Here is a 471-nt window from a genome sequence, read left to right on the forward strand (position 1 = left end):
CCGGTCCGGGTTGTTCACCGTATCATTGAACAGATCAGCCTGGAAGAACTTTACCGCAAGTACTCCGTCAAAGGCTGTCCGGCCTACCATCCCCGCATGATGCTGCAGATTCTGGTATATGCCTATCTGCGCAATATCTATTCCAGCCGCCGCATTGAGGAGTTTTGCCGCAATGATATCCGCTTCATGTGGCTGACCGGCAATGTGACTCCTGACCACAACACCATCAACCGTTTCCGCAGCAGCCGGCTGAAGGATGTGCTCAAGACCGTCTTCGCCACCATCGTGAAGTTCCTCGTGGCGGAGGGCTTTGTAAGTCTGGACGTGGCCTGCACCGACGGGACGAAGATGGAAGCGAACGCCAACCGTTATACGTTCGTCTGGGGCAAGTCCATCCACACCCGCATCTCCAGAATCGCGGAACAGCTTGAGGAGATATGGCGGTACGCCGAGTCCGTCACCAAGCAGGAG

Annotated in this window: 1 protein-coding gene; it reads left to right on the forward strand. The window is 56.1% G+C overall.

Annotation, left to right across the window (positions count from 1 at the left end):
- Positions 1 to 471 (forward strand): transposase (locus OCV81_RS17720; protein WP_148331137.1); only part of this gene is annotated, 471 nt, incomplete at both ends.

Source organism: Phocaeicola fibrisolvens (assembly GCF_025567125.1).
GTDB lineage: Bacteria > Bacteroidota > Bacteroidia > Bacteroidales > Bacteroidaceae > Phocaeicola > Phocaeicola fibrisolvens.